Consider the following 24000-nt stretch of genomic DNA (forward strand, 5'->3'; position numbering starts at 1 on the left):
GTATATATACAATATATTGAAGAATTGGTATAATAAAATATATATTTTATAAGTATAAACTAGTTATTATTTAGGTGTAGGGGAGAGGATTCTTTGAAAATTAAAGTAAATGATACAATGGATGTAAATGAATTAAATGACCTATTAAAAACTATAGGATGGGGAGTAAGTTCTTCTAGTAAATTAGAGGAATCATTAAAATTATCTTGGGGATGGATTACTGCAAGAGATGACTTAAATAGACTTATAGGATTTGTGCAGATACTCTCTGACGGCATCAAACATGCTTATATATTGAGGTTAATTGTACATAAGGACTTTCAGGGAAATGGAATTGGCACAAAAATAATGGAAAAGTTAATGGAAGTTCTTGAGGAAAACAACTTAAGTCCTATTTTATTAACAAAGCCTTCTGAAGAGTCCTTTTATTCTAAATTTGGATTATCAAGAAGCAATAAAGGGTTTATCTCTTTATTTAAATGGTAATGAATCCTCAGTATATTATTACATGAATTATCTAGTTAAAGGATTTAGTTAAATGTAAAGATAAAGTAGAAGTTTTAAGTTATAAACTATAGGGTTTTCCATTCAAAACTTATCTTATGCATTACTTAAGATTTAAGGTTTTAAAGGATTTAAGTGCATGTATAAGTTAAGATTCAAGTTAAAAACCCTATATTATAGGGCTACTCAATATAAAATTAACTTATACATGGTATTTATTCATTGATAAATCAGCTTTTTAAGGAATGTATAAGTTAAGAACTGACATAGTAACCCTATATAATTAAACTATAAAGGACTACACTTATATTATATAGAATTAAGTTATTATAATAGAAAACTTAGTGATCTATAATTGAAAAATAAAAATCCTATCAAATATAGGATTTTTTATTTTGTAACTGAATTTATAGAAAGCCATATTATGTATTGAGAGGGTAAAAACTTTAGAGAAGATTTAAGTTGTTTTATGAATAATCTATATTTAAATTATTAGTGAATCTAGAATGTAGTAAAAGCCCTTTGTAATTAAATTTTTATTTTTTACACATGAAAATAACACCTTATAAAGTTATGGACAAGGGAGGGATACCAATGAAAGAAAGCAGATGGACAAATTATGGACTATGGTTAGCTATATTTGCTTTTATACCACTATTATTAGAAGGATTAGGATTAAAGGTTCTACCAGAAAATTATAATGAACTTGTGACAGCATTTTTATCTATACTAGTAATGGCAGGAATAATTAGTAACCCAACCACTATAAATAAGTGGTTTAATGATGATGAGAAAAAGAAATTTAATAAGCCGCAACAATAATTATACTAATCTTTAATTATTGTTTAAATAAAAACAAAAGCCATTATTTAATGGCTTTTGTTCATTTATAAGAACTAATTTTTTATAAGCTTAAGAAAAGGATCTATTAGTTCAGGGGTAATAGAAACAGAACCAACATTACCATGTTTTGTGTCACTTTCTCCATAACCATGAAAATCAGAACCACAGGTTATGGCCTTTTTATATTTTTGAGCTAAAGATATAAGTTTTAACTCATCCTTCTTAAAGTTTAAATAATACACTGCCTCAATACAATGAAAGGGGAGGGAGATTATATCTTCTACAGGATTTTTTTTAATTAGTACAGGATGAGCTAAGGAAGTTATACATCCATAACTTTTAAGAAGATTTATTCCATCTTCAGTAGAAACCTTTTTATTAGGAACATAAGCAGGACTATCGTCACCTAAGAATTTTTTAAATATATTGTGAAAGGTGTAATTATACCCAGCATCTATAATTGCCTTTGCAATATGTGGTCTTGCTATAACACCCTTATTATTATTTATGATAGAATTATAATCTATATCTATATTAAAGTATTTTTTTAGATTAACAACTATTTGCTTTGCCCTAGTCATTCTATTTGTTTCTAAGTTATTTAAAAAATTAATTAAATTCTTATCTTTATAGCCATCTCCTTTAAAATATCCAAGAACGTGAATAGTTTCTTTATTATAAGTAGTTGAAAGTTCTATACCAGGAATTATATTAACTCCTAAATCATATCCAGCCCTTAAGGCTTCCTCTACCCCACCTACAGTATCATGATCTGTTAGAGCTAAGGTGTTTACGGATTGTGCTTTAGCAAGCTCCACTAAGGCATAAGGACTTAATGTGCCATCAGATTTATTAGAGTGAGTATGTAAATCTATAATCATTTTCATCTATCCTTTCTAAAGGTATTAATTATATTATAAGATAGAATAAAGAAAATAATTAGTTAATATGGTAAAAATATTTTTATTTAATATACCTTAGTATAAAAGCTCTTAAAATAGAAATAGACAAGAAGTAACTTGAATTATTAGAAAATTTAGATTTTGGAGTAAAAACAAGAAATTATTACATATTTAAACCTAAGTTTAGTTTTATACGTTATAAATTGTAGAATATATTTTAAGGTTATGATATTATTTTTTTAAAGCTAAGTAAAATAATAATAAAGGTGAGATGTATGTTTTTAATGATTGATAATTATGATTCCTTTGTATATAACTTAGTTAGATATTTAGAGGAATTAGGAGAACAGGTAGTAGTAAAGAGAAATAACTGTATAACCATAGATGAAATAGAGAATTTAAATCCAGAAGGAATAATAATATCCCCAGGACCTAAAAATCCAACAGATTGTGGAGGGTGTTTAGATATAATTGGAAAATTTAAAGGAAGGATTCCTATTCTTGGAATATGCCTTGGACATCAATGTATTGGACATTATTTTGGAGGAGAAATAGTAAAGGGAAGTATTCCTGTCCATGGAAAGGTTACAAAAGTTACTCATAATAATAAGGGAGTATTTAAGAACATAAAAAATCCTTTAAATGTTACCAGATATCATTCTTTAATTGTAGAAAAAGAAGGATTACCTAAAGAGTTAGAGATAACCTGTAGTACAGAGGATGGGGTTATAATGGGACTTAGACATAAGAAATATCTTATTGAAGGAGTCCAGTTTCATCCAGAGGCTGAACTTACAGAACAAGGACATGAAATCCTTAAAAATTTTATTGAGGAATGTAGAGGGATTTAATTATGGAGGTTTTAGTTAAAGAATTTAAAAGTAATCTTGATGCTTTTAGTATATATAGTCTATTTAGAAATAAGGATGTAATATTTTTAGATAGCTCATTAAAGGATAAAAATCTAAGTAAATACTCATTTATAGGAATAAATACTTTCTTAAAATTTAAATCCTATGGAGATACTATATGGATAAATAATGAAGAATTTAAAGGAGATGCTTTTAAGAAATTAGAAGATCTTATTAATAAGTATCATGTGGAGAGTAAGGAATTAAGCCTTCCTTTTATAGGTGGGGCTATGGGGTACTTTTCCTATGATATGGGAAGAAATTTAGAAACTCTTCCAACCACTGCTAAAGAGGATATTAAAATACCAGAAGCCTATTTTTTATTTTATGACAACATAATAATTTTTGATCATTTAAACAATAAATCCTATGTTTCTTCTATGGGAGTCCTTCAGGATAAAGAGAAATCCATAGAGGGTATAATTAATAGAATAAAAAATGGAAAAAAGGTAGAATATGAGGAAGTAAAGGGTGTTAATAAAGAATTTAAATCTAATTTTACCAAAGAAGAATATTTAAATGGGGTTGAAACCTTTAGGGAATATATAAGAAGCGGGGATATATATATAGGAAATTTAACTCAAAGATTTCATTGTACAACAGAAAGAGATTCCTATGATATATATAAGGATTTAAGAAGAATAAATCCTAGTCCTTTTGGAGCTTACATGGAAGTGGATGACTTTCATATAATAAGCTCCTCGCCAGAAAGATTTATGAGTATAAGAGATGGACATGTTGAAACAAGACCTATAAAAGGTACAAGACCTAGAGGAGAAAATCAAGAGGAGGATGAAAAAAATAGGATGGAACTTTTAAATTCAGAGAAGGATAAATCAGAACTTCTTATGATAGTGGATTTAGAGAGAAATGATTTAAGTAAGGTATGCAAAAATCATAGTGTAAAGGTAACTGAATTATTTGTTATTGAGGAGTACTCTACAGTATTTCATTTAGTTTCTACCATAAAGGGAGACCTTAAAGACAATGTATCTAGCGTTAAGTGTATTAAGGAATGTTTTCCAGGAGGATCTATAACAGGAGCACCTAAAATAAGAACTATGGAAGTTATAGAGGAAGTAGAAGGGATTCGTAGAAATATATATACAGGAGCCATAGGATATTTTGACTTTAGGGGAAATGCAGATTTTAATATTGCTATAAGAACCATAGTTAAGAAGGATGATAAAGCCTACTTTGGAGTTGGTGGAGGAATAACCTTTGAATCCATAAAAGAGGATGAGTATGAGGAGACTCTACATAAAGCAAAAGCTTTAATGAGGGTATTATAATATTATGAAGATTTTAGATGAGAAAAATAATATTATATATTTAGATAACGGATTTAACTTTGGACTTGGAGCTTTTGAAACTATTAAAGTTACATCTAAAGGGTATGGAGTTCTTCTTAAAGAACATATAGAAAGACTAAATAACTCTTTAAAGATATTAGAAATAGATGAATCTATAAACCATAAATCCATAGAACAGATTATTAAGGATAATAAAATTAAGAATTGTGGTTTGAAAATAGTGGTTACAGATAAAAATCAGGTAATATCTTTAAGAGATATTACCTATAAAAAGGAAGACTATTATAATGGATTTAATTTAAAGGTAAGTGATTACAGAAGGAATTCTAAATCTTTATTAGTTTACCATAAGACTCTAAATTATGGGGAAAATATATTAGAAAAAAGAAGAGCTTCAAAAGAAGGATTTCAAGAAGTTATATTCTTAAATGAAGAGGATAAGCTTTCAGAAGGAGCAGTAAGCAACTTATTTTTTATAAATAATAATAGAATATATACTCCAAAGGTAAGGTGTGGACTTTTAAATGGAGTAATAAGACAATGGATTATAAGAAATTTTAATGTTATAGAAGGTGAATATACCTTAAAGGATTTGCTAGAGAGCCAAGGGGCTTTTCTAAGTAACTCTCTTATGGGGATTATGCCTATAAATAAAGTTGGAGATATTAATATTAAGAGAAATAGTTATATAGATGACATAAGAAAATCTTATTTAAGCTTTGAAGGAGAGATGGACAATTATGATAGATGAGAAGAAGATTAAAGAAGGAGTAAAACTTATAATAGAAGCCATAGGAGAAGATCCAAATAGAGAAGGGTTACAAGAAACTCCAGATAGAATAGCAAGAATGTATAAGGAAGTTTTTGGAGGATTATATGAGGATTCTAAGGAACATTTATCTAAAAGCTTTACTGTAGAGGAAGACAATATAGTTATTGAAAGAGATATAACCTATTATTCTATGTGCGAACATCACTTTTTACCTTTCTTTGGGAAGGCTCACATTGCATATATTCCTAATGGAAAAGTAGCTGGACTTAGTAAGCTTGCAAGGACTGTAGATGTGTTTTCAAAAAGACCTCAGCTTCAAGAAAAGCTAACTAGTGATATAGGAGAGGCTATTATGAAGCATTTAGATGCTAAGGGAGTTATGGTAATGGTTGAGGGAGAGCACCTTTGCATGACCATGAGAGGGGTAAAAAAACCAGGAAGTAAAACTGTTACCCTATGTTATAAGGGAGAGTTTGAAACTAATAAAGATCTTAGAGATGAAGTATATAGGCTAATGGCACTGTAGTAATAGAGGGTGAGATATTAATGAATAATAATGAGAGAATCAATAATATACTCCATCATAGAGATTATATAAAAAATGTAAGAATCCTTGAAGAATATGAAAGAAATAGGGAGTTCTGCAGACATGATTTAAATCATTTTTTAGATGTTTGTAGAATAGCTTACATAATAAATTTAGAAGAAAATCTTAAGTATCCTAAAGATGTCATATATGCTATAGGGCTTATTCATGATATAGGAAGAGTATTAGAGTATGAAAGAGGAGTACCTCATAATAAGGCATCCATAGAGATTGGAATTCCTATACTAAAAGACTCTAAGTTTAATGAAGAGGAAATAAAAATAATATGTTCTGCTATAGACAATCATAGGATTCATAAGGAAGATAAAACTTCCTTAGAGAGTCTAATATATAGAAGTGATAAGTTATCTAGAGGTTGTTTTAATTGCAAAGCCATAGATAAATGTTACTGGAGTGAAGAGAAAAAAAATAAAAATATTATGTATTAAGTGGGTGATTTACACTATGTTTAGAGGAAATAGAGTTTTAAAAATTGGAAATAAGAATTTTAATTTAGGAGAGAGAACCTACATAATGGGGATATTAAATGTAACCCCAGATTCCTTTTCAGATGGAGGAAAATATAATTCAATAGAAAAGGCATTAAAACATACTAGGGAAATGATTAAAAATGGTGTGGATATAATAGATATAGGGGGAGAATCCACAAGACCTAACCATGATTTTGTAGATGCAGAAGAAGAAGTTAAAAGAGTTGTTCCTGTAATTAAGGCTCTAAGAAAAGAATTTAAGGATATTCCTATATCTATTGATACTTATAAGGCAATGGTTGCAGAGGAAGCTTTAAAAGCTGGAGCAAACATGATTAATGATGTTTGGGGATTTAAGAAAGATAAGGACATGGCAAGGGTAGCAGCAAAGTATGAAGTACCTTGTTGCATAATGCATAATAGAGAAAATAGAAATTATAATAATTTTATAGATGACATGATGGAAGATTTAAGAGAAAGCATAAATATAGCAAAGGAAGCTGGAGTTAAGGATGAAAATATAATATTAGATCCAGGTATAGGTTTTGCTAAGGATCAAAGAGAAAATCTAATGGCTATGAAATATTTAGGTAAATTAAATGATTTAGGATATCCATGGCTACTTGGAACTTCAAGAAAGTCTATGATAGGAAATGCCTTAGATCTTCCAAAGGGTGAGAGGCTAGAGGGAACTTTAGCAACTACAGCTATTGGCATAGTTAAGGGCTGTGATTTTGTAAGAATCCATGATGTTCTTGAAAATAAAAGGGTGGCGATAATGACAGATGCCATAGAAAGGTTAAAATAGGTAAATAATAGTGGATAGAATACTTATTAAAGACTTAGAAATATATGCAAACCATGGGGTGTTTAAAGAAGAAAAAATCTTAGGGCAAAAATTTTTAATTACTATGGAATTATATTTACCTCTAAGAGAACCAGGGAAAACTGGAAACTTAAATAAATCAGTACATTATGGGGAGCTTAGCCATAAGGTAGAGGAAGAATTTAAGAGAAAGAGCTATGATTTAATAGAAGAAGCAGCTGAAAATTTAGCAGAATTTATATTAAAAGAATATGAAATCATAGAGGAAGTTAAGGTATCTATAAAAAAACCTTGGGCACCTATTTTAAAGCCTTTAGATTATGTAGAGGTAAGTGTTTTAAGAAAATGGCATAAAGCTTATATAGCCATTGGCTCCAATATGGGAAATAAAAAAGAGAACTTAGATAATGCATTGGGACTTATAGATGAATCCCATACAAAGGTTACAAAGGTTTCTGAATTTATAACCACTGAGCCTTGGGGTTATGAAGACCAAGAGGAGTTTTTAAATGGAGTATGTGAAGTGAGAACTCTACTAACTCCAGAAGAACTTATGGACTTTTTACTTAACTGTGAAAAACAGTTAAAGAGAGAGAGAGTTATAAAGTGGGGGCCAAGAACTATAGACCTTGATATATTATTATATGATCATATAGTAACAGAAGGAGAAAAGGTAGTAATTCCTCATCCAAGAATGGAGGAAAGGGCTTTTGTAATAGATCCTTTAAGTGAAATAGCTCCTTATTATGTTCACCCTATTTTAAATAAGAGAATAATAGATATAAAGAAGGACTTAGAAAAATAACTTAATAATAAAGTAACTTCATTTACCTAGTAATTCTATTATTAAATTTAGTTTAGATAGTGAGATTTACTTAATTTATAAATATATAAATTAAACTTAAGAATTTTTAGAGTTTAATCTGAAAAGATAGTAACTTATATTATAACAAGGCATAGGATTTTTAACTAAAAGCGTATTTTATATAAGAGTTATAATCTATAAGTTTAAGAAGCTAAGAGATATAAGTTAAGTGCCAATATAAAAAACTATATTAATTTTTAAAAATAGAGCTTAATGCTATATAGTAGTATTGAGCTCTATTGATATGTTAAAATATATTATTGTTTTCCATATGAATACAATAATGCAAATAAGTGACCTTTACTAAAAACATTGGATGTTATACAATAAAACTATAATAGTATACCTTTTCAATAGGGTTTTAAATAGGGAAATTAGAATCAATAGAAAATGGAGGCAATTAGTATGAGCAATATTGAGAATATAGTAAAGGATGCTGTTCTTACTTTTGAACAAAAAGTGGTTGCTTTAGCAAGGGCAGGGGAAAATACATTAAATGTATTAAACATTTCTAAAGAAACACAAGAACTTAGAGACAAAGGGATAATATGTGATTTATTCGAGGGGAATGCTCCTTATAGACCAAGATATATAATACCGAACTATGAAAAGTTTATGAAAGATGGTAGTGAATTTTTAAGGTTAAAGCCAGCAAAGGATATATGGGAAGCTGTAAATAATCTTTTAATCTTATATAAACATGTTCCATCTATTACAACAATGCCAGTATATGTAGGAAATATAGACGAGCTTTTAGAACCCTTTGTAGTTGATGAGGAAGAGAGCTATAAGGCTATAAAGTTATTTTTAACTCATATAGATAGAACTATAACAGATTCTTTCTGTCATGCTAATATAGGACCAAGGGCCACTAAGGCAGGAAGGATAATTCTTAAGGTAGAGAGAGAATTACAAAATTCAACACCTAATATAACATTAAAGTATGGTAAAGATACTCCAAGAGATTTTGTTGTAGAATCAATAAAGACAGCTTTAGTAACTGCAAAGCCAAGTTTTGCTAATGATGAAATGTTCTCTAAAGATTTTAAGGGAGATTACGCTATTGCTAGCTGCTATAACGGACTTAACATTGGAGGAGGAAGCTATACTTTAGTTAGAATGAATTTACATAAGCTATCCTTAGAGGCTAGTAGTGTAGAGGATTTTTTAAATAATAAATTACCTTTCGCTATGGAAAATATGGCAGATTATATAGATGAAAGAATAAAATATATAGTAGAAGAAAGTAGCTTCTTTAGCTCAAACTTCTTAGTAAAGGAAGGATTAATTTCTAGAGATAAGTTTACAGCAATGTTTGGACTTGTAGGTCTTGCAGAATGTGTTAACACTCTTTTAAAGGCAGAAGAATTAAGTGATAAATTTGGACATAATAAAGAGGCAGACGACCTTGGAGTAAAAATTATAAATACTATGTATGACTTTGTAAATAATCATGAAAATAAATACTGTGAAGGAGCAAATAATAGATTTCTTCTTCATGCTCAAGTTGGTATAGATACTGATAAGGGTAGTAGTCCAGGATGTAGAATACCAATAGGAGAAGAGCCAGAGCTTCTAAATCATTTAAAGCAAAGTGCTTTATTCCATAAGTATTTTCCATCAGGAATTGGTGATATATTCCCGTTTGAAAAAAATAGTATAAACAATCCAGACTATATAGTAGATATTATAGATGGAGCATTTAAAGTAGGAATGAGATACCTATCTATATATTCTTCAGATAGTGATGTTATAAGAATAACAGGATATCTTGTTAAAAGGTCAGATATAGAGAAGCTAAACAGGGGAGAACAAGTCTTAAATGATACAGTAGTTTTAGGTAAGGGTGCTGTAGACAATGCAAGAATATTAGATAGAAAGGTAAGATAGCAATGGATTATGGAATAATCAATAAGATAATTCCATTTAGTTCTGTAGATGGACCAGGTAATAGAACGGCTATATTTTTCCAAGGCTGCAATCTTAACTGTAAGTATTGTCATAACCCTGAGACTATAAATTCCTGTATTAATTGTGGAAAGTGTAGGGATGTTTGTCCTAAAAATCTTATATCAATTAAAGAAGGGAATATATCTTGGGATTATAAGGAATGTGTCAACTGTGATAGCTGCATAAAAATATGTGAAAATGGCAGTACTCCCAAAACAAGAAAGTTCCATTATAAGGAGCTTATAGATGAAATTAAAGAAAATATGCCATTTATAACTGGAATAACAACTTCAGGAGGGGAATGTACTCTTCAACATGAATTTATTTCAAAAGTTTTTAAAGAAGCTAAGGACTTAGGGTTAAGTACTTTTCTCGACAGCAATGGATATAAAGACTTTAGAGATATGGAAGAGCTTTTAAATTATACTGATAAGGTTATGTTAGACATTAAGGCCTATGATGAAGAGGAACATATAAACCTCACTTTAAAGAGTAATAAAACTATCCTTGATAATGCAATATATCTTGGTAATATGAATAAGCTTTATGAAATTAGAACAGTTATAGTTCCAGAGGTATTAAATAATAAATATACAGTGGACAAGGTAAGTAAATTAATAGGATCTATGGATGGGAATATAAGATATAAGCTTATAAAATATAGACCCTTGGGAGTTAGGACGGATTTAATAAAATCTTATGTACCAAGAGATGAATATATGGAAGAGCTTAGAGATATAGCAATAAATAATGGATGTAATGACGTTGTTATAGTTTAAAAGGAGAATAAATATGTTTGATAAAGATAAAAAAGAAAAGAGATTTGAGGTAAAATTAAAAGAAAACATTGGGGCAACATATGTATTAATACTTGTTGATAAAATAACGGGTGTTAATTATTTAGGTACCTTAGGGGGAGCTACCAGTGGGTTAACTCCATTACTAGATGAAAATGGGGAAGTTGTTGTTGATAAATAAAAATATATTATTTCACATTTAAAGATATATTCAATTTCAATACTATATTAAACTGGGAAAATAGAAGGAATCTTACTTCAGACGGTGTGTTCTTTCCACCATCTTAAGGTTAGATGAGTTTAATCTAGTGGTGTAGCAACTATTATCCACTGCTTTTAGAGGATGTGAGTGTTGCAGCTTATAGCTATCAAATAAACATAAATATTAGGATTTAAGAAAATAGCTCCTAGTATTAAGTTAAAACTTAATACTAGGAGCTATTTTAGATTTTAAATATCACTTATCGAATACTTAGAATTTATAATATTTAAACACTAGTACTTAGTTTCATAAAAGTATTAATCTTAGGGTAACACTCAATTCCTAAAAATTACCTTTAAGATTTTATCACTAAACTCTTTTGCCATAGCTTCTATATTAGGATAGGAGTATATACTCTTTGGATCATTTGCTGTAGCTGTAAGAATAGAGTTACTAGGGAGATAAAATCCCTTATTTATATTTAGAGCACCAATAAGCTGTTTTGCTACAGAGTCACCTCCAGAGTTTCCAGAAACCACAATCCCATATAAGGCTTTATCATAAAAGTTCATTTTGTTGTAGAGCACTGTGAGTCTATTAATAACAGCAGTTAAGTTAGCTGCCAATGCGTCATTGTAGTTTGGACAGAGCCAAATTATAATATCAGCATTTTCTATAGAGGGAATAACTTGTTCTACCATAACCCCTCCATAAAAGCATTTATTATTTTTTCCATAATGGACACAAAGATTATAATTACAACCTCTACAGTCTAGCACCTTTCCATTTTCTATCAAAAGTTCTTCTACAGAAAGTTTTTTAGGGAGGTCTTTATATACCATTTTCCAAAGAGCTAAGGTGTTTGAGTGGGTATTAGGAGTTGAGTATAGTATAAGTATCTTAGGGTCTTTAATAGAAAACCCATTGAATTTATAGAGTCTATTACCTAGCTCTTTAGCTCTATCTATAAGAACTTCCTCTAGTGGAAGATTTAATACCTTCTGCCATTTAGAAAAGTTTCTAAGATCTTTAGTTGCTTCTACTATAGGATGTCCTAAAAAGCTACACCCAAGATTATTGCAAAGGAATATTAAATCTTGAGAAGCATTTTTAGTTCCAAGTTCTGAGGAGCTATTTACAAGAATAGCTCCAATAGAATTTTTAAGGGAATTATTATCATAGGTTGTTATATCCTTTATAAAACTTATCATTGGTATATCTAAAAGTATATTATCAAGTTCTAAGGCAAATAAAAGCTTTTTATTTTTTAAGTTAAGGTTAGATTTAAAATCTTCAATAATTACAAAATCTTTTCCCTCTAATGCTCCTTTAATCATATTATCAAGCCTGTTACTTATATTTTTATTTGGCTTGATTACATAAATTTGATTATCCAATTATTTATATATAGAATTTAAGTAATTATAGGTATTTTCAAGCTTTTTAAATAAAAGAGCAGGGAAGTCATAGGTTTCTATTTCAGTTCCATTTAAAATCATTTTATTTTTACATCCCATAAATGTACCACCAAGGAAGGTGGCACTATAATGCCACTGACTTTTTAAGGTAGCTAGAAGACTTAGGGCACCAGAAGATAGGGCTGGGGCTATATAAGGTTTAAAACCTGCCTTTCTAACTTGAAGGTTAGCAGTTTTAGTTTTTTCAGTTAAATCATCTGAAAGTGATTCATCATATTTCTTTATACTATTTGCAATTATAAGTCCTTCCCCATGAGGACCGAAGGCTCTTCCTTCCTGTATATAATTTTTAGTAGAAGGAGATTCCATGGCAAAATAATTTGCACGGGCATTCATAACGCCTAAGCCATATCCTCTTATTTGGTGGCTTAAAAGACCCTTGTAATCAAATTCTCCATTAGAATCTTTATTACTTTCATTAAATGCTACCTTACATAAAAGGTCTACTGGATCTGATACTACAGAAAATATTCCTTTAAATTCAGATTCCCTAGCTTTTTTAGAATATAGGGATAAAATCTTCTTATTACCTTCAAACTGTATAAGTCTAACATCGCTATGCTCTTTTCCAACCTCAGGGACACCTACAGACACGCAGAATACAAACATATCACAATTAAATAGATCTTTTTCGTCTATGGCTTCTATGGTTGGAGCACATGGATTATTTATATCTAAAATTTGATTACCTTCAAAAACCCATCTATCTACCTTGTTTTTATCTAAGTCAAATATACCAATAGAATGAACTACTTCACCTCCAAGGAGCCTGATTCCAGTTAATAGAGTTCCTCCCACATCTCCAAGACCAACTATATTAATCCTGAATTTATCCTTTTTACATGGGTTTATAAGTTCTTTAAAGTTTTTATTGGCTAGGTTTATAAAGAATCCACAATTGTTATCTATAGCTTCTTTTAATATACTAGGATAGAAAGAGGAGGCTTCAACATGTGATTTTTTTAAAGTATTAATTGATTCCTCCTCTAAATCCTTTAAGGAGTTAATTTTAAAATAACTCCTAAAGGAATCTAGAGGTTTATAATCTAAATAATAAACTAAGGAGGAGAAGCCTTTAGCTTCTTCCTCTGTAATTTTTTCAAAGTTAAGGTCCTTAGTAGAAACAAGTATTGAATTATTATATTTATATATATTCATATCTATCATCTCCTTAATATTTCTTTAAGCCTTTCAAGAGATTCCAAATCGTTTCTTAGGTAAGTAATAGGACTTAAGTTTAAGTCATATTTCATATGTTTCCCATGATCCACAGATCTTGGAATGGTAAAGACTTCTCCAAGAGAGTGGAGAGTAAGGTTTCTTTCATTAATAGAATGATATTCTTCCTCTAAAACTTCTAGTATTTTGATAGAATTCTTTATACAAGTCTCTGAAAAGTCATATATGGATTCAACAGAGGCTCCTCTTATAAACACAGGGGAGGTGTAAGGAAGAATTAAGTTTATGGAAGGAAGAAGATTTCTTTCAGGGAACTTACCTCTCCATAAAGAATCACCACCTATAAATGGATACAGGGAATTCTCATTAAACCACATTTTAAGCCTAGGAATAAAATATACACTATCAACTAAACGCCCATGATAGTCCATAAGGTCTTTACCACCACCTGATAATATACCTGTAATAATCTTTTGGACTTTAATATCTTCTTTTTTAAAGATAGGGTCTAAGGCTTTTAATCTATATCCTTTATGTAGAATATTATCTACAAGAATTATAGGTCTTTTAAAAGACTTTAGCATTTTAATCTGATTCTCTAGATCTAAATAGTGAGGAGATTCTCTTACTTTAAAATCTTTCATATCTGGATTAAAATATTTTTCAGTATGGAGAGATTTTGTTACTGTATTTGGAATAACGTATCTATCTAAAATATCTCCATAAGGAACACACATAGCATCTCCAGAGGATTTAGGCTCTATTATAGTAGTAGGTACTTTATTTTCCTCACAAACTTTTTCAATCATGGCTTTATGAATCATATTTATATTAAAAGGAAGAATTAGTTCAGAAGGGAATAGGTTACATAGTGCCTTCTGAAGGTTTATTCTACTTTCATTTATTACATTTCTAATTTTTGAATTACTTCTAAAAGGTTCTTTTAAGTAAGTTTCAAGGTCTAAGGTTATAACACATGGATTACTCATATTTACAATCCATGTATTAGAATACCCCTTATCTTCTATAGAGGTAAATCCATAAAGTTTTAAACAATCCTCTAAGCTATTTGGAGTCAATTCTTTAATTGAATTTTTAAATAGTGCAAATTCATAATCATGAGATACACAAAAGGCTAAGGTTTCAGTTAAAAGCATTGGAAGAATAGTTTTATTTTTATCATGATTTTTTACATAAAAACCATCTAAAATTATTATTCTTCCGGGACTGGTATCTCTAATAAGTTTAGCCATTTTAACATCATTTAGCTCATCATATAACATGGAAGACCTAGCCCAATGAAATAAAGAGAATCCTAATATTTCATTAGATTGGCTATTTTTAAGAAGTAGAGCCCTAGCTGATGGCTTAAGAGAGAACTCTTTTAAAGTTTTATATAAGGTGGCGTCTTTATCCTTAGAAATTAAAGTTAGAAAATCTATTAATTGATTCTCTTTTAAATTATCTAAAACTTCAACTTCAATGGTTAGCATTTTAACATTTGATTTATTTAAAGGTTCCCTTTGATAGAAGCCATTATCATATATATATTGCTGAGCCAAAGGATCTACTAGGCTAGATATATCTCTATTTTCATCAATATAATTTCTTATTTGAGTAGAACTTATATTAGTATACTTATTTGGAAGACTTAAAATTTCCACATTACCTTTAATGTTTTTAAGTACCTCTTCTAGCTCTTTAATCTTATTTCTCTCAAAAATTATATGAGAAAAAGATAATATGGATCCTTCTTCATAAGAAGCTTTATAAGAAGAGGCATTGGCAATTACATCAGCTCCAACTACAATATAAACTTCAGAATTTTTAAAGTTATTTTTAAGAGACTTTAAATCCTCCTTGTTAGATAAATTTGTAGGAAAGGTGCCAGGGTATATAAACATATTAAGGTCACTAGCTATGGACATATTAAGAATAGAACGTCTTAAAAGATTTGGAAGAGTCTTTTTAGACCAAGAAAATTCATCCACAGCAAGATAAACTTCAAAATCAAGATCTCTAATTCTTTTAGCTATTTCCTTATGACTTAAGGAAAATGGGTCAAAAGTCCCAGGGAAAAAGGCTACCTTTTTAGGAATAGGTAAATCTATATCCCCTAAAAAGAAGGTATAATCAGATATAAATCTATATATATGATTAAGTCCAGCAGAATTAGAGAGAAATAAAAGTTCATCCTCTTTTTCTTCTATTATAAGATTCAATAATTTTTTTGATAAAAGCTTAAATATACTATTCTTTTGAGGTAAAGATAAATTGTGAGAGCCAAAAATACTTTTACCAATAACCCCAAAGGCAGATTGTTTCACTTGATGGTTTGGGTCTCCAAGTCCATTTAAAAGGATTCCTAATAACTTTTTTTGTCTATGGTTAAATAAACCCTCTTCTTCTTTAAAGTTTCTCTTATAACTATCATAGAATTTTACAGTTACCCCAATAGTTTTTAAAATAAGACTTTTAACATTGGTTTTTGTAATTTTAATTTTATAACTTAAATCATCTATGATTTCATCAAGCTCCTTAGGGGATAGGTACAAGAAAATTTCACCTAAGTATTTAGGTATATATTCTGTAAATTTATGTTCTTCCATTTCAAGAGCACGAAGAAGTTCTACTGCGATCTCATTTCTTTCAGATGAAGTAAGTCTTGGCATAACCTTAAGTATACCAGCACCAGCAGCATTTCTAACACTTTCAACAGCACTTACCTTCAAAAGGTTACAAAAGTGAAGGGCAGTATGCATTGCAGGAGCTTCATCTTTAAATTTTAGGTTTTCTAAAAGAAGTTCAATCTGATACTTTTTTCTAACCCAATCAGTAGCGGTTTTTAGATTAGAGAGGAATATATCTTGAATTTCCTCTTGAGTATTTAATGCAGAGTTTCTAAAAATGGAAATATATTCTTCTAAATTGAGGGCTTTACATAACTTATATCTTAAAAGATTTTCAGTATATATAGGGCTTTTTTTAGTACATTCTTTAATATAATCTATAAGTTTATTAGAGAAATTTTTATTAAGGCTAGAACCGTAATAAATATATATAGAACTTTCTAAAGCACATAGCCTTAAAGAAGGATTTCTTTTGTTTACCATACTTATAAGAAAGGTATATAATATTTCCACATTCTCCTCATAAGGGTTAAGGGGAATATATTTACAAGTTTCCAAAAGGAATATATATATTTCAGAAGACTTATATTTTGAGCTATCATAATATTTTAAAAGAATATCTCTATAAATTAAGGCTAAGTTTTCCTTAGAGTTTTGAAATAAGGAGTTAACCAATATACTTAGGCTATATCCAAGCCAGTACCTATGGGTAGATATAATTTTATGACTTGGGAATAATAGGAGATTTATATATTTATCTAAAAGTTTTGGACTTTTATAGGAATTTACAGTAGATCCTACGCTAGGAGGTACTTCCTTTCTATATTCCTCATCATAAATTGCAATTAAGCTTCCTAAGGTTTTAGCACATTGATTTCTTATATCATCCTCAGGATGTATTAGGTTTTCATAAAGAAAATTCATGGTTTGAATTTTCTGCTGTGGGGTTAAGTAGGTAGAGTATTCTTCGAAAATTCTAAGATATTCCCTAAGATTCTTCCAGTTCTTTTCACTTCTAGCTTTTTCTAAAAGTACTTCTAAGGAAAATTCATCTCTAAGCATATACATAAGATTTATATTATGGTTTATTGCCATATATTTTAGACTATCTATTACTTCATGACCTTGGGTTAAAGAGTAATTTTTTATTTCTATACCTTCAGTGTTTAAAGGCGAATTATCATTTATATATGCTATATCAGTGTTAACATTAACACTAAGTAAAAAATCTTCAAAATCCTTAAGCTTTGCATAGACTCTTTTGTATCTATTAATTTTTTCTTCATTTACATTATCAAGCTTATCTAATATAACCTGAAAAGAATCTTTTAAGGTGAAGATTTTCATTTCATCTCCATTGGATGTTCTTATATTTTTAACCCTAAAATCACAATATATAAGGACTAAGTTTTCTAGGGATAAGTTTTCAAGTTCTAAGTCCCAGGTAGAGTGATTAACAGCTATATGTCTTATATAATTAATATCATGATTTTTAAACCATTGATCACTATAGTAATAATGAAGATAAGGAACCCTTTTCATTTCATGTTTTTTGCATCCATATTTCCCAATATCATGACCAGCTGCACTACCTGAAACTCTCCCAAGATCAACTTTAAAGCCAAGAGCTTTTATCTGACGAGCTACAGATACGGCTAAATAATGGACCCCGCAAATATGATCTAAGGTATTAAAACCAGTAATTTCTCCATTAATTTTTATCATTTCATAAACATAAGAATTATTAAAAGCTTTAACGAATCTTATATATTCATCCTTATGTTCTAAATCTTCTTCTTCTTCTTTAGTTAAAAAAATTAAGGGATACTTGCTTATAAAAGTATCTTTATCACTAAGTTTTTCACTTTCACAAATAACCTTAAAGCATCTTAAATAAAGTTCACAAACACCATTTAAGTTAGGGTTAAAGTCAATGGTTGTGGCTTCAGGAAAGGATTTATTAAGTGAAAACTCATAAATATAATTTAAAAGTTCTAAAGAGTCCATTTTCCCTAAGCTATTTTCTTTTATTATATATGTAATTAAAGGATTTAGTAGATTTAAGGTGCTCTTAGCAGAGAAATCCTTATTATTTATCATTAAATTAAGTTTACTTATAAATTCATACTTTTTTATATGGTATTCAATTAAATTTTTAGGGAGCTTATATTTATTTATCCAGTTTATATTTAAAAGTTTCTTGCATATGTTGTGATGAATAGTATTACTAGAAATATCCATAAAAACACTCCTTTCTTACATTAATTATACACTAAATCATTAATATTAAGTCTTTATAAGTAATTTTTATATATTAATTGAGTAAAAGAAAAAAGTGATAAAATTTCTAAAAATAATTCATTAGAAAAATTATCACATTAATAAACCTATTTTTTTAATATATATTTAGAGAACTTATGCAAATTATAAGCCTTATATACCTTAGAAGTATTTATATAGTCAGGAGAGTATACTCCATCCCAAGGATGCAAAGATACAGAGGCATCATCATAGACATTTATAACATATCTATCTTCATCTATATCTACAAAGAACTTATAAGGAGCTTCTTCAGATAGGTCTTCAGGCTTAGATATAAAGCTTTCATTTTTTAAATTTTCAATGAAATTTTTTACTGTATCCACTCCTTCAGTGGTAACATCTATTTCTTTATGTAGATTTGTTTCAAAAAGAAGAACTTTAACATTTTCAGAAGAGGTAACTTTATTATAAAGATCTTTGGTATAAAAAAAGTTATTAGGCTTTTTCTTATTATAATCTACTACTTCACAGGAGGTTATAAAAAGGAATGTAAAGAGAAGAAATAATAAGGAAAGTTTTTTATTCATAGAAATTTTTCCTCCTTTTTAGATATAACTTAGAAACTTGATTAAAATATATAACAATTTTTAAAATAATATCTAAAAATAACATATGTTTTAAGAAGTTGTTATAGAACAAGTTAAAGAAATTTGAATAAAATAACATATAGATAAAGGGGAGGAAAAAACATGAAATACGCCATAGATATGGGGAATAAATTCACAGAAGATTTTTCTAAGAGTAGTGATGAGGATAGGGGAGCATTAGAGTTAATAGAATCTATAGGTGGGAATATAATAAAAGACCTTAAGGATAGGGGGCATAGTATTATAGATTGTTCTACAGAAAATATAATAAATAATGGAGAATCTCTTCAAAGAAGAATAATTAAGGTGAATCAAAGTAAGGCAGAGTTATTTATATCTATTAACTGCATAAAGGGTAATAGTAATGAGATTAATATATATGTAAAGGATGAGGATGGAGCTAAAATAGGAAATCGAATAAAAAAATATATAATGTATAGTATGGATTTTAATGTGAATATAAAAAATGGGGAGAAACTATATATTTTAAAAAATACAAAAATTAAAGGTATAGTTATAGAAATATGTATTTTATCCTACGACCTCAAAGTTATAGAAGAGATATTATCAGAAGGGATTATAAAAGCTATGATTTACAGTAATAATTTAATATAATTTAAAAATTTTATTAAATGTAACCGTTAAGATGAGTTTTTAGAGGAGAATTTACATTTTGTTAATATAATTTGTAGAAATTTGTGATATACTATAACACATAAAGCCAAATAAATATTTAACCCCTTATTTATATAACCCCTTTAAGATATTGGTCCCCCACCAATATCTTTTTTTATGTTTAAAATTATATATTTATATAATTTTATAGGGGTTATACCTTAAGGAAGGGATAAGTTATTTACAATATATTTAGTGATTTATTATAGATATTTATAATAGATGATGAGATATGTATTTGAATATTAAAATTTACAAAATTCATTATTATCATATAATAAGATTATAAACAATCAAATATTTTAGAAATGCGTTGAAAAAGGAAAGTAGTGTATTGGAAGGTTACAGAGAGGAAGCGGTGCTGAGAAGCTTTCACTGATAAAATATATGAAGTGCCCTTTGGAGTATAGGTCCGAATTAAGTAGGATACTACGGGTTCTCCCGTTAAAGAGATAGAGCATAATTGTGCTTGAAAGTAAGTGAGATTTTATATCTAATTAGGGTGGAACCGCGGAGTATACATAGCTTCGTCTCTATAAAAGGAGACGGGGCTTTTTTATTTGCAAAAATTTAAATGGAAAAAATAAACTGTGTAAAAAGTATATTAAAATTTGAAATAAAAATAATTAAGGGGAGGAAATATTATGAGTTCTATGGAGTATTTCGATTATATAGCTAAAAATTGGAGTGTTGTAAGAAGTAATTATTTTGAAGAAAGGTTAAAGTACAAAATATTATCAAAGGTAAATATAAAAGATAAGGTAGTAGCGGACCTTGGATGTGGTACTGGGTTTTTATCTTTAGCATTGGCTTTAGATGCTAGTGTGGTATTTTCTTTAGATCAATCAACAAATATGTTAAGAGAAGTTAGTAAGGTAGTAAAAAATAAAAATTTTTATAATGTTTATCCAATTAAGTCATTAATAGATAATTTAGTTCTTTTTGATGAATCCTTGGATGTAGTTTTTATAAACATGGCTCTTCATCATATAAAGGATGCTAAAAAGGCTATTGAAGAAATGTATAGAGTAACAAAAAAAGGGGGTACAGTTATAATATCTGATGTGCTTCAGCATGATGGACATTGGGCAAAGGAGGAAATGCACGACGAATGGTTAGGTTTTTCTAATGATGAAATAAAAAATTGGCTAGAAGAAGTAAGATTTAAAAATATATCTATAGATAATACAGAATTAATGTGTAAGGGTTATTCAAGTAATGGTGAGTACACAGAAACAGGTATTTTCATAGCATCAGCAAATAAGGAGGAATAAGTTTATGAGAATTAAAACAGCTTTAATACATGGAGGAATAGATGGAGATGAATTTACGGGAGCAGTTAATATCCCTATATATCAGACATCTACCTATAAACAAGAGGAATTAAATAAAACTAAAGGGTTTGAGTATTCAAGAACAGGAAACCCAACAAGAGGGGCTTTAGAAAAACTTATAGCTGATTTAGAGGAGGGAGAAAGGGGGCTTGCTTTTGCCTCAGGAATGGCAGCTATAACAGCTATAATATCTCTTTTTAAAAGTGGGGATAAGATTTTAATATCAGATAATCTCTATGGTGGAACCTTTAGAGTTTTAGATAAGGTTTTTAGTAATTTTAATATAGAATATTCTATTGTAAACACTAAAGAGATAGGCAATATAGAAAAAGCTATAGACTCTAAGGTAAAGGGGATTTTTATAGAAACTCCAACAAATCCTTTAATGCATATAACAGATATTAGAGAAGTTTCTGCTTTGGCTAAAGGTAAAGGAATATTAACCATTGTAGATAACACCTTTATGACCCCCTATTATCAAAGGCCTCTTACCCTAGGAGCAGATATAGTAATTCATAGCGGAACTAAATATTTAGGAGGCCATAGTGATGTAGTGGCTGGAGTTATAGTGGTTAAGGATAAGGAGCTTGGAGAAAAACTTCACTTTATTCAAAATTCCACAGGAGGAATATTAGGACCATTTGATTCCTTCCTTTTAATTAGAGGAATTAAAACCCTAGGAGTGAGAATGGACAGGCATAATGAAAATGCAAAGAAAATAGCAGCTTTTTTAGAAGACCGTGAGGAAGTTTCAAAGGTTTATTATCCAGGACTTTCTAATCATCCAGGATATAGCATTCATAGGTGTCAGTCTAATGGATTTAGTGGAATGATTTCTTTCCTTATAAAGAAAGAATATGATTATAGAGAATTCCTTAGAAATCTTAAGATAATAACCTTAGGGGAAAGTCTTGGAGGAGTAGAATCTTTAATTTGTCATCCTTCTTCCATGACCCATGGAGCCATACCAAAGGATATTAGAGAAACCATAGGAATAAAAGAGAATCTATTAAGGCTTTCTGTGGGAATAGAAGATGTAGAGGATATAAAAGAGGACTTAATAAATGGATTTAATGCCTCTAGGAAAAAGAACACATCATATTAAATTACAAAGTCATATAAAGAAGGTGAGAATATGGGTTATATAAATAGTGTATTTGAACTTATAGGACATACTCCCATTTTAAAATTAAACAATCTAGATATAAAAGAAGGGGTAAATATTTTTGTAAAGTTAGAAGGTCAAAATCCTGGAGGAAGCATAAAAGATAGAATTGGTATATATATGATAAAAGATGCAGAAGATAGGGGACAATTAAAAAAAGGTGATACAATAATAGAAGCTACAGCAGGTAATACAGGAATAGGAGTGGCTTTAGGGGCAATAAACAGGGGATATAATGTAATTTTTGTGGTTCCTGAAAAGTTTTCTAAGGAAAAACAAGTACTTATGAAAGCTTTAGGAGCTACTATTATAAACACACCAAGGGAAGAAGGAATTAAAGGGGCAGTAAAGAGGGGAAAAGAACTTCTTAAAGAAATTCCAAGATCCATGTCCTTAGATCAATTTAATAATATCTCAAACCCAGAATGTCATTATGAAACTACAGCACCAGAAATATATGAGGACTTAAAAGGAGAGATAGACTATTTTGTAGCAGGAGCAGGTAGTGGTGGAACTTTTACTGGGGTTTTAAAATATTTAAAAGAAAAAAATTTAAATATAAAGGGTATTCTTGCTGACCCAGAAGGTTCTACTTTAGGTGGTGGAGAAGAAGGGGATTACAATATCGAAGGTATAGGAAATAACTTTATTCCAGGCACTATGGATATGAATTATGTTCATCAGGTTATAAAGGTATCAGATGATGAAGCTTTTCAAATGGTTAAAAATATAGCTTTAAAGGAAGGTTTAATTGTAGGAACCTCTTCAGCTGCTAATATTGTGGCAGCCTTAAAGCTATCAAGGAATATAGAAAAGGGAAATATAGTAACCATACTTCCAGATAGAGGAGACAGATATTTCACTAAAAATATTTATAGTTAAGAATAAAATAAAAGAAAAGTAACACACTAATACTGAAAAGAGGGGTGAAATATATGACTAAAATGAGAGATACAAAAAATAATAGAAAAGAAGATGGAAGATTTAAAAAGAAAAAAATTAAACATGACCCTCAAGCAGAGAGTGTAAGAGCAGTGTTTGGAGAACCAAAGGCTCATGAGTAAAAAATAGGTTATCTAGAATTAATTCTAGATAACCTATTTTTATGCATTAAATATTAAAAACCTTAATAAACATATATAAAGTGAAGCTAAAATAGAAGGAATCTAACATTCAGATGGTGTTCTTTCCACCGAATGTTAGATAGACTCATCTAGTTATGTGGCAACTGTTATCCCCACCTTTTAGAAGATGTGGGTGTTAAAGCTTATAGCCATAAGATGAAAAGTTAGAATCACTTAAATATACGAAAGTAATTATATAAATAAAGGGGGATTTAAGGTGGAGAAATTTTTTCAAATATTTGCTTTAGCTTTATTAGTGGAAGGAACATGGGAAACATTAAAAATGGTATGGCAGGAAGGACATTTTTCTATAGATAAGTTAGGAGCTTTGCTTATAGGAATTTTAGTAGCTTACACCACAGGAATAGATATAATGGCAATAATAGGAATAAATATGAAATTTACCATAGGAATATTATTCACAGGGATAATAATATCAAGGGGATCAAATTTTACCCATGATCTTTTAGTATATTTAAATAATGGGGCAAATAGAAAGTAGTTTATATTATGTAATTACAGGCTTTTGGGAATATTTTATGTA

The 24000-nt window shown here is 29.3% G+C and carries 23 protein-coding genes and 1 other annotated feature; of the genes, 18 read left to right on the plus strand and 5 right to left on the minus strand.

Annotated elements, in window-relative coordinates; genetic code table 11:
- Positions 1–93: 93 nt before the first annotated feature.
- A complete protein-coding gene (locus BR69_RS0105905; protein WP_027632358.1) occupies positions 94–486 on the plus strand; it encodes a GNAT family N-acetyltransferase in 393 nt (130 codons plus the stop codon).
- A gap of 612 nt (positions 487–1098) precedes the next feature.
- A complete protein-coding gene (locus BR69_RS0105910; RefSeq protein WP_027632359.1) occupies positions 1099–1326 on the plus strand; it encodes a holin in 228 nt (75 codons plus the stop codon).
- 74 nt (positions 1327–1400) lie between these two features.
- Here BR69_RS0105910 and BR69_RS0105915 read toward each other — a convergent pair whose 3' ends face one another.
- Entirely contained in the window at positions 1401–2234 is an 834-nt protein-coding gene (locus BR69_RS0105915; RefSeq protein WP_027632360.1) for a PHP domain-containing protein, read from the minus strand.
- Positions 2235–2524: 290 nt separating this feature from the next.
- On the opposite strand from BR69_RS0105915, the gene BR69_RS0105920 reads away from it, so the two are divergent.
- The 10 genes from BR69_RS0105920 to BR69_RS0105965 all read left to right on the plus strand — a co-directional run bounded on the left by BR69_RS0105920 (position 2525) and on the right by BR69_RS0105965 (position 10941).
- Complete coding sequence (locus BR69_RS0105920) at positions 2525–3100, plus strand: anthranilate synthase component II (protein ID WP_027632361.1); 576 nt, start codon at positions 2525–2527, stop codon at positions 3098–3100.
- Between the two features lie 2 nt (positions 3101–3102).
- Positions 3103–4452 (plus strand): aminodeoxychorismate synthase component I, encoded by a 1350-nt coding sequence (gene pabB, locus BR69_RS0105925; RefSeq protein WP_027632362.1) that lies wholly within the window; start codon positions 3103–3105, stop codon positions 4450–4452.
- A 4-nt stretch (positions 4453–4456) separates the two neighbouring features.
- On the plus strand, positions 4457–5224 hold the full coding sequence (locus BR69_RS0105930; RefSeq protein WP_027632363.1) for an aminotransferase class IV: 768 nt from the start codon (positions 4457–4459) through the stop codon (positions 5222–5224).
- Positions 5214–5771: a GTP cyclohydrolase I FolE gene (folE, locus tag BR69_RS0105935; RefSeq protein WP_027632364.1), complete on the plus strand. Its 558-nt coding sequence runs from the start codon at positions 5214–5216 to the stop codon at positions 5769–5771. Before BR69_RS0105930 ends, folE begins: the two co-directional genes overlap by 11 nt.
- Positions 5772–5791: 20 nt before the next feature.
- On the plus strand, positions 5792–6280 hold the full coding sequence (locus BR69_RS0105940) for an HD domain-containing protein (RefSeq protein ID WP_027632365.1): 489 nt from the start codon (positions 5792–5794) through the stop codon (positions 6278–6280).
- A 16-nt stretch (positions 6281–6296) separates the two neighbouring features.
- Entirely contained in the window at positions 6297–7130 is an 834-nt protein-coding gene (folP, locus tag BR69_RS0105945; RefSeq protein ID WP_034849432.1) for a dihydropteroate synthase, read from the plus strand.
- Between the two features lie 10 nt (positions 7131–7140).
- Positions 7141–7953, plus strand: coding sequence for a 2-amino-4-hydroxy-6-hydroxymethyldihydropteridine diphosphokinase (gene folK, locus BR69_RS0105950; RefSeq protein WP_027632367.1), 813 nt, complete (start codon positions 7141–7143; stop codon positions 7951–7953).
- A 465-nt stretch (positions 7954–8418) separates the two neighbouring features.
- Entirely contained in the window at positions 8419–9903 is a 1485-nt protein-coding gene (locus BR69_RS0105955; protein WP_027632368.1) for a YjjI family glycine radical enzyme, read from the plus strand.
- Positions 9904–9905: 2 nt separating this feature from the next.
- Positions 9906–10742, plus strand: coding sequence for a YjjW family glycine radical enzyme activase (locus tag BR69_RS0105960; protein WP_027632369.1), 837 nt, complete (start codon positions 9906–9908; stop codon positions 10740–10742).
- A 13-nt stretch (positions 10743–10755) separates the two neighbouring features.
- Positions 10756–10941: a DUF6440 family protein gene (locus BR69_RS0105965; protein WP_027632370.1), complete on the plus strand. Its 186-nt coding sequence runs from the start codon at positions 10756–10758 to the stop codon at positions 10939–10941.
- Positions 10942–11297: 356 nt separating this feature from the next.
- Here the strand turns inward: BR69_RS0105965 and BR69_RS0105970 are convergent, their stop codons facing one another.
- From BR69_RS0105970 to BR69_RS0105985, 4 genes are all read right to left on the minus strand, one after another.
- Entirely contained in the window at positions 11298–12299 is a 1002-nt protein-coding gene (locus BR69_RS0105970) for an NAD(P)H-dependent oxidoreductase (protein WP_051623511.1), read from the minus strand.
- 60 nt (positions 12300–12359) lie between these two features.
- Positions 12360–13607, minus strand: coding sequence for a lactate/malate family dehydrogenase (locus BR69_RS0105975; protein ID WP_027632372.1), 1248 nt, complete (start codon positions 13605–13607; stop codon positions 12360–12362).
- Positions 13604–18490, minus strand: coding sequence for a nicotinate-nicotinamide nucleotide adenylyltransferase (locus tag BR69_RS0105980; protein ID WP_034849434.1), 4887 nt, complete (start codon positions 18488–18490; stop codon positions 13604–13606). Before BR69_RS0105980 ends, BR69_RS0105975 begins: the two co-directional genes overlap by 4 nt.
- 146 nt (positions 18491–18636) lie before the next feature.
- The gene (locus BR69_RS0105985; protein ID WP_027632374.1) at positions 18637–19098 is read right to left on the minus strand and encodes a DUF4883 family protein; all 462 of its coding nucleotides are present in this window, start codon (positions 19096–19098) and stop codon (positions 18637–18639) included.
- Positions 19099–19260: 162 nt separating this feature from the next.
- On the opposite strand from BR69_RS0105985, the gene BR69_RS0105990 reads away from it, so the two are divergent.
- From BR69_RS0105990 to BR69_RS0106015, 6 genes are all read left to right on the plus strand, one after another.
- On the plus strand, positions 19261–19773 hold the full coding sequence (locus BR69_RS0105990) for an N-acetylmuramoyl-L-alanine amidase (RefSeq protein ID WP_027632375.1): 513 nt from the start codon (positions 19261–19263) through the stop codon (positions 19771–19773).
- Positions 19774–20137: 364 nt separating this feature from the next.
- Positions 20138–20371: a binding site (T-box leader), on the plus strand.
- Positions 20372–20477: 106 nt separating this feature from the next.
- Entirely contained in the window at positions 20478–21107 is a 630-nt protein-coding gene (locus BR69_RS0105995) for a class I SAM-dependent methyltransferase (protein WP_027632376.1), read from the plus strand.
- Positions 21108–21111: 4 nt separating this feature from the next.
- The gene (locus tag BR69_RS0106000; RefSeq protein WP_027632377.1) at positions 21112–22272 is read left to right on the plus strand and encodes a trans-sulfuration enzyme family protein; all 1161 of its coding nucleotides are present in this window, start codon (positions 21112–21114) and stop codon (positions 22270–22272) included.
- Positions 22273–22302: 30 nt separating this feature from the next.
- Positions 22303–23214 carry a PLP-dependent cysteine synthase family protein gene (locus BR69_RS0106005; RefSeq protein WP_027632378.1) on the plus strand — a complete coding sequence of 304 codons (912 nt, stop codon included), beginning with the start codon at positions 22303–22305 and terminating at the stop codon, positions 23212–23214.
- A gap of 53 nt (positions 23215–23267) precedes the next feature.
- On the plus strand, positions 23268–23396 hold the full coding sequence (locus BR69_RS22275; protein ID WP_278246084.1) for a CPC_1213 family protein: 129 nt from the start codon (positions 23268–23270) through the stop codon (positions 23394–23396).
- Positions 23397–23673: 277 nt separating this feature from the next.
- Positions 23674–23958, plus strand: coding sequence for a hypothetical protein (locus tag BR69_RS0106015; RefSeq protein ID WP_027632379.1), 285 nt, complete (start codon positions 23674–23676; stop codon positions 23956–23958).
- The last annotated feature ends 42 nt before the right edge of the window (positions 23959–24000 follow it).

The organism is Clostridium hydrogeniformans DSM 21757, assembly GCF_000686705.1.
GTDB classification, from domain to species: domain Bacteria; phylum Bacillota; class Clostridia; order Clostridiales; family Clostridiaceae; genus Clostridium_Z; species Clostridium_Z hydrogeniformans.

Bases quoted from the DNA above. Each gene is read 5' to 3' on its own strand.
- BR69_RS0105910 (WP_027632359.1), top strand. From the start codon at position 1,099: ATGAAAGAAAGCAGATGGACAAATTATGGACTATGGTTAGCTATATTT.
- BR69_RS0105915 (WP_027632360.1), bottom strand. From the start codon at position 2,234: ATGAAAATGATTATAGATTTACATACTCACTCTAATAAATCTGATGGC.
- BR69_RS0105920 (WP_027632361.1), top strand. From the start codon at position 2,525: ATGTTTTTAATGATTGATAATTATGATTCCTTTGTATATAACTTAGTT.
- pabB (WP_027632362.1), top strand. From the start codon at position 3,103: ATGGAGGTTTTAGTTAAAGAATTTAAAAGTAATCTTGATGCTTTTAGT.
- BR69_RS0105930 (WP_027632363.1), top strand. From the start codon at position 4,457: ATGAAGATTTTAGATGAGAAAAATAATATTATATATTTAGATAACGGA.
- folE (WP_027632364.1), top strand. From the start codon at position 5,214: ATGATAGATGAGAAGAAGATTAAAGAAGGAGTAAAACTTATAATAGAA.
- BR69_RS0105940 (WP_027632365.1), top strand. From the start codon at position 5,792: ATGAATAATAATGAGAGAATCAATAATATACTCCATCATAGAGATTAT.
- folP (WP_034849432.1), top strand. From the start codon at position 6,297: ATGTTTAGAGGAAATAGAGTTTTAAAAATTGGAAATAAGAATTTTAAT.
- BR69_RS0105955 (WP_027632368.1), top strand. From the start codon at position 8,419: ATGAGCAATATTGAGAATATAGTAAAGGATGCTGTTCTTACTTTTGAA.
- BR69_RS0105960 (WP_027632369.1), top strand. From the start codon at position 9,906: ATGGATTATGGAATAATCAATAAGATAATTCCATTTAGTTCTGTAGAT.
- BR69_RS0105965 (WP_027632370.1), top strand. From the start codon at position 10,756: ATGTTTGATAAAGATAAAAAAGAAAAGAGATTTGAGGTAAAATTAAAA.
- BR69_RS0105970 (WP_051623511.1), bottom strand. From the start codon at position 12,299: ATGATTAAAGGAGCATTAGAGGGAAAAGATTTTGTAATTATTGAAGAT.
- BR69_RS0105975 (WP_027632372.1), bottom strand. From the start codon at position 13,607: ATGATAGATATGAATATATATAAATATAATAATTCAATACTTGTTTCT.
- BR69_RS0105980 (WP_034849434.1), bottom strand. From the start codon at position 18,490: ATGGATATTTCTAGTAATACTATTCATCACAACATATGCAAGAAACTT.
- BR69_RS0105985 (WP_027632374.1), bottom strand. From the start codon at position 19,098: ATGAATAAAAAACTTTCCTTATTATTTCTTCTCTTTACATTCCTTTTT.
- BR69_RS0105990 (WP_027632375.1), top strand. From the start codon at position 19,261: ATGAAATACGCCATAGATATGGGGAATAAATTCACAGAAGATTTTTCT.
- BR69_RS0105995 (WP_027632376.1), top strand. From the start codon at position 20,478: ATGAGTTCTATGGAGTATTTCGATTATATAGCTAAAAATTGGAGTGTT.
- BR69_RS0106000 (WP_027632377.1), top strand. From the start codon at position 21,112: ATGAGAATTAAAACAGCTTTAATACATGGAGGAATAGATGGAGATGAA.
- BR69_RS0106005 (WP_027632378.1), top strand. From the start codon at position 22,303: ATGGGTTATATAAATAGTGTATTTGAACTTATAGGACATACTCCCATT.
- BR69_RS22275 (WP_278246084.1), top strand. From the start codon at position 23,268: ATGACTAAAATGAGAGATACAAAAAATAATAGAAAAGAAGATGGAAGA.